The sequence below is a fragment of the Ramlibacter sp. genome, assembly GCF_035706265.1.
In the GTDB taxonomy this organism is placed as follows: domain Bacteria; phylum Pseudomonadota; class Gammaproteobacteria; order Burkholderiales; family Burkholderiaceae_C; genus Ramlibacter.
The window spans coordinates 1-4,500 of record NZ_DASSVG010000247.1 but is presented as its reverse complement, the minus strand read 5'-3'; the positions used below and the strand labels follow the sequence as shown (position 1 = coordinate 4,500).

The window sequence follows — 4,500 nt, the reverse complement described above, 5'->3', positions numbered from 1 at the left end:
GGTGGGCTACATCGGCCAGGGCGGCACCATCCCGCTGATGAACATGCTCAGCGCCGGCTTCCCCACGGCGCAGATGATGGTCTGCGGCGTGCTGGGGCCGCGCAGCAACGCCCACGGGCCCAACGAGTTCCTGCACGTGCCCTACGCCAAGCGCCTGACGGCGGCCGTCGCCGAGGTGATGGCGCGGATGCCCTGATCGTTCCCGCCGCGGCCCCCTCCAAAGGAGGGATTTACAGCCGGGACAGCGCTGCCATCATCCCCATGGATGAGTCAAGAGGCGGATGAATCAACGCTTTCCACCTACACCGCCAGCGACGGAGACAACCTGGCGGTGCAGGACTGGCACCTCCCGCCCGGCACGTGGCCGCGCGCCAGCGTGCTGCTGGTGCACGGCCTGGGTGAGCACGCGGGGCGCTACGACGGCCTGGCGCGAATGCTCAATCGCTGGGGCTGCGTCGTGCGCGGGTACGACCAGCATGGCCACGGCCGCTCGGGCGGTGCGCGCGGCGCCCTGCCGCAGGAGAGCCGGCTGCTGGACGACCTGGCCGACCTCGTGGAAAGCACCCGCAAGCGCACGTCGAGGCTGCCGCTGATCCTGCTGGGGCACAGCCTGGGCGGGCTGGTGGCGGCAGGCCTGGTTGCCCGCCGCATGGCGCCAGTGGACGGGCTGGTCCTGTCCTCGCCGGCCCTGGCGCCGCGGCTCGATCCGGTGCAGAAGCTGCTGCTCGCCATCGTGCCGCGGGTGGCGCCCAACCTCGCGGTGAGCAACGGGCTGGACCCGCGCTTCCTCTCGCACGATCCTGCCGTGGTGCAGGCCTACCGCAACGATCCCCTGGTGCACGACCGCATCTCGGGCCGGCTGGCCCGCTTCATCGTGCAGGAGGCCGCGGCGGTGCGCGCCTGCGCGCCGCGCTGGTCCGTGCCCACGCTGCTGTTGTACGCGGGCGACGACCGCATGGTCGACCCGAAGGGCAGCGCGAGCTTCGCGGCCGCGGCGCCGCGCGACGTGGTGGACGCCTGCCGGTTCGACGGCTACTACCACGAGATCTTCAACGAGCAGCGCGCCCAGCCCGTGTTCACGCGCCTGCGGCAGTGGCTGGACGCGCGGTTCTGAAGGAAAGCCAGCCCAGCCCGGCGAAGATCGCGGCCACCGGCAGCAGCGATCCCAGGTTCAGCCAGGTCCAGCCCTGGGTCGTGACCAGCACGCCGGAGGCGAACGAGCTCAGCGCGAGCGTCGCGAAGACGGCGAAGTTCAGCACCGCCTGGGCGCGGTCCTTCTCCTCCGGCGCATAGGCCGTCAGCGCCAGCGTGGTGCTGCCGGTGAAGAGGAAGTTCCAGCCCAGTCCGAGCAGGAACAGCGAGACGGTGAACTGCTGCAGCTCCACGCCCGAGAGCGCGATCACGATGCACAGCAGGTTGAGCCCCGCGCCGGCGGCCATCACCTTGAGCGCGCCGAAGCGCTGGATCAGGTGGCCGGTGAAGAAGCCGGGCGCGAACATGCCGATCACGTGCCACTGCAGCACGAAGGCGGCGTCGCCGAAGGGCAGGCCGCATTGCTGCATGGCCAGCGGCGTGGCGGCCATCAGCAGGTTCATCACGCCGTAACCCAGGGCGCCCGCCAGGGCGGCGACCAGGAAGGCCGGCTGCGCCAGCAGCTGCCGCACCGTGCGTCCGCTGTGCAGCGCCGCGCGCGCGGCCACCGGCGGAAAGCGCATGAACGCCAGCAGGGCGAGCGCGAGCAGCGCTACGCCGGCCAGCGCGAGGTAGGCGCCGACGAAGGGCGCGACCGCCCAGTCGCGGGTGCCGGCCGCCAGCCGCGGGCCGACCACGGCGCCGATCAGGCCGCCGGCCATCACCAGCGACACCGCCTTTTCCTTGAACGCCGGCGCGGCCAGTTCCGCCGAGGCGAAGCGGTACAGGCTGGCATTGGCCGCGTAGTAGCCGGCCAGCAAGGTACTGGCGCACAGCAGCCAGAAGTGGCCGGCGTTGGCGGCGTAAGCGCACAGCAGCGAGGACGCGATCGCCACCGCCAGCCCGAGCTGGAAGCCGCGCCGCCGCCCCAGCCGCGCCTGCGTGCGGGCCACCAGCCCGGTGAAGAGCGCGCTGCCCACCACATAGCCCATCACCGGCAGCGTCGCCATCCAGCCGTAGGGCGCGAGCGAGAGCCCCACCAGCCCGTTGATGGCGATGAAGGTGACGTTGTTGGTGAGGAAGAGCCCCTGCAGGATGGCCAGCAGCCAGAGGTTGCGGTTCATCCGGGCCGACTGTAGCGGCTTCTCAGGAGGCGTGCACCTCCACCTCCTGCAGCCGCGCCGGCACCGGCGTGCCGTGCACCAGCGCGTCGGCGTGGGCGCGGGCGAAATCGAGGAAGGCGCGCGCCGCCGGCGCGATGCGCTTGCCGACCGGCCAGGCGAACTGCCAGCGGCTTTCGAGCGGGAAGCCCTGCACGTCCAGGCACACCAGCCCGGGCGCCTCGGGCTGCGCCCCGAACAAATGGCGCGGTAGCACGGCCACCCCCGCGCCGGCCAGGATCGCCTCGCGGATCGCCTCGTTGCTTCCGAGCTCCATGCGGATGCGCGGCACCAGGTGCGCGCGGGCGAAGGCGGCGAGCGCCGCATCGCGGGTGCCGGAGCCGGGTTCGCGCACCAGGAAGGGCTCGGCCGCGATGCGCGCGAGCGGGATCGCCTGCGCGCCGGCCAGCGGATGGTCGGCGCGCGCGAACACCACCAGCGGATTGGCCAGCACCGTCTGCACCACCAGCTCGCGCTCGCGTGGCGCGTCGGCGAACAGGTACAGGTCGTCCTCGTTGGCGGCCAGGCGCTGCAGCAGCCCGGCGCGGTTGTGGATCTGCAGCGCCGTCTCGATCGCGGGGTGGTGCTGCACGAAGGCGCCCAGCAGCCGCGGCAGGAAGTGGCGCGCCGTGGTGCAGGCGGCGATGCGCAGCTGGCCGCCCTGCAGCCCGCGCAGCTGGCCCAGCGTGGCCTCGAAGTCGGCCAGGGCGCGGAACACGTCCTCGCAGCTCGCGTGCAGCCGCCGGCCGGTCTCGGTGGGGTAGATGCGGCGGCCCACCTGTTCGAACAGCGGCGCGCCCACCGTTTCGGTGAGCTTGCGGATCTGCACCGACACCGTGGGCGGCGCCATGTGCAGTTCCTCCGCCGCGCGGGCGAAGCAGCCGAGCCGCACGCTCGCTTCGAAGACGCGCAGCTGCGGCAGTGTTCCGTGCCGGAGATAGCGACCGATGTTGCCAGGGGGCATGGCAAGCTCCTCGAGTCCGATGCCATGGCCGCCGCGCCCCAACGACGCAGCGGCCCACACCCGGGTGCAGGCCACATCGACTGGAATGGCGTCAAGGCGACCTTCACCCGGCCGGGCAAAGGTCTCGCTCGCATCGCCCGCGCGTGGGTGCGATACCGCAGCGACCGGGGCGCAGGGCCCGTACTGACGATCGCGACGCGACGGCCCGCAGGGCCGCCGAAGCTACTCCCCTTTGTGGGGTGCTCCGCGTGCCGGCGGAGCGCTTTCTTTTTAGCAAAGAGGGGCGCCGCCGTCAAACCCGGCTGCACCCTTCACGAAACGTAAAGGCAGGCTTGCGCATTCGCGCGCTGCTTCCGCTTTCGTGAAGGCTCGCCTTGAAAGGTTGCAATTTTCTTTCCGCTCCTGCTCGCCCATGCTGTGGGGCAGGCAGAAGGAGAGACTTCCATGCACGACAAGCACGCCCACGCGCGGGGCCTCGAGGAGCTGGCGAGCGATCTGCGCACCCACCTCGAACGCGGGCTGAGCCACGAGGAGGCGCAGCGCCGCCTCGCCGAGCTCGGCCCCAACGAGCTGCGCGAACGCCCGCGGCCGGGCTTCCTCGCGCTGCTGGCCGCGCAGTTCAACAACTACCTCGTGATCATCCTGGTGATCGCCGCGCTGGTCTCGGGGCTGCTGGGCGAATACGTGGACGCGCTCGCGATCGTGTTCATCGTGCTGCTCAATGCGGTGGTCGGCGTGGTGCAGGAGTCCAAGGCCGAACAGGCGCTGGCGGCGCTGCAGAAGATGTCCGCGCCCAACGTGCAGGTGCTGCGCGAGGGCCACCAGCTCACCGTGAAGGGCCGCGAGGTCGTGCCCGGCGACGTGGTGCTGCTGGAGGCCGGCAACTACGTGCCGGCCGACCTGCGGCTGGTGGAGAGCTTCAACCTGAAGATCGAGGAGGCCTCGCTCACCGGCGAATCCGTGCCGGTGGAGAAGCAGGCCGGCGTGGTGCTCGATCGCGAGATCCCGCTGGGCGACCGGCGCAACAGCGCCTTCATGGGCACGCTGATCTCCTACGGCCGCGGCAAGGGCCTGGTCACCGCCACCGGCATGTACACCCAGATCGGCTTGATCGCCGAGATGCTGCAGTCCTTCGAGGCCGAGGACACGCCGCTGCAGCGCAAGCTGGCGCACCTGGGCAAGGTGCTGGGCAGCGCCTGCCTGGCGATCTGCGTCGTGGTGTTCGTCTACGGCGTGTTCCGCGAC

At 71.3% G+C, this 4,500-nt stretch carries 4 protein-coding genes and 1 pseudogene; 3 read left to right on the top strand and 2 right to left on the bottom strand.

Annotation, left to right across the window (positions count from 1 at the left end; all coding sequences use genetic code 11):
- Together VFM98_RS09255 and VFM98_RS09250 are read left to right on the top strand one after the other, a co-directional pair.
- Positions 1–196: pseudogene (locus tag VFM98_RS09255) on the top strand (peptidase M20); the annotation flags it as partial.
- A gap of 69 nt (positions 197–265) precedes the next feature.
- Positions 266–1,114, top strand: coding sequence for a lysophospholipase (locus tag VFM98_RS09250; protein WP_325109631.1), 849 nt, complete (start codon positions 266–268; stop codon positions 1,112–1,114).
- Here VFM98_RS09250 and VFM98_RS09245 read toward each other — a convergent pair.
- Entirely contained in the window at positions 1,077–2,255 is a 1,179-nt protein-coding gene (locus VFM98_RS09245) for an MFS transporter (RefSeq protein ID WP_325109630.1), read from the bottom strand. The two genes, VFM98_RS09250 and VFM98_RS09245, sit on opposite strands and share 38 nt — an antisense overlap.
- 22 nt (positions 2,256–2,277) lie before the next feature.
- A complete protein-coding gene (locus VFM98_RS09240) occupies positions 2,278–3,255 on the bottom strand; it encodes a LysR substrate-binding domain-containing protein (RefSeq protein ID WP_325109629.1) in 978 nt (325 codons plus the stop codon).
- A 444-nt stretch (positions 3,256–3,699) separates the two neighbouring features.
- Here VFM98_RS09240 and VFM98_RS09235 point away from each other — a divergent pair.
- A partial coding sequence (locus tag VFM98_RS09235; protein ID WP_325109628.1) for an HAD-IC family P-type ATPase occupies positions 3,700–4,500 on the top strand: 801 nt, incomplete at its 3' end.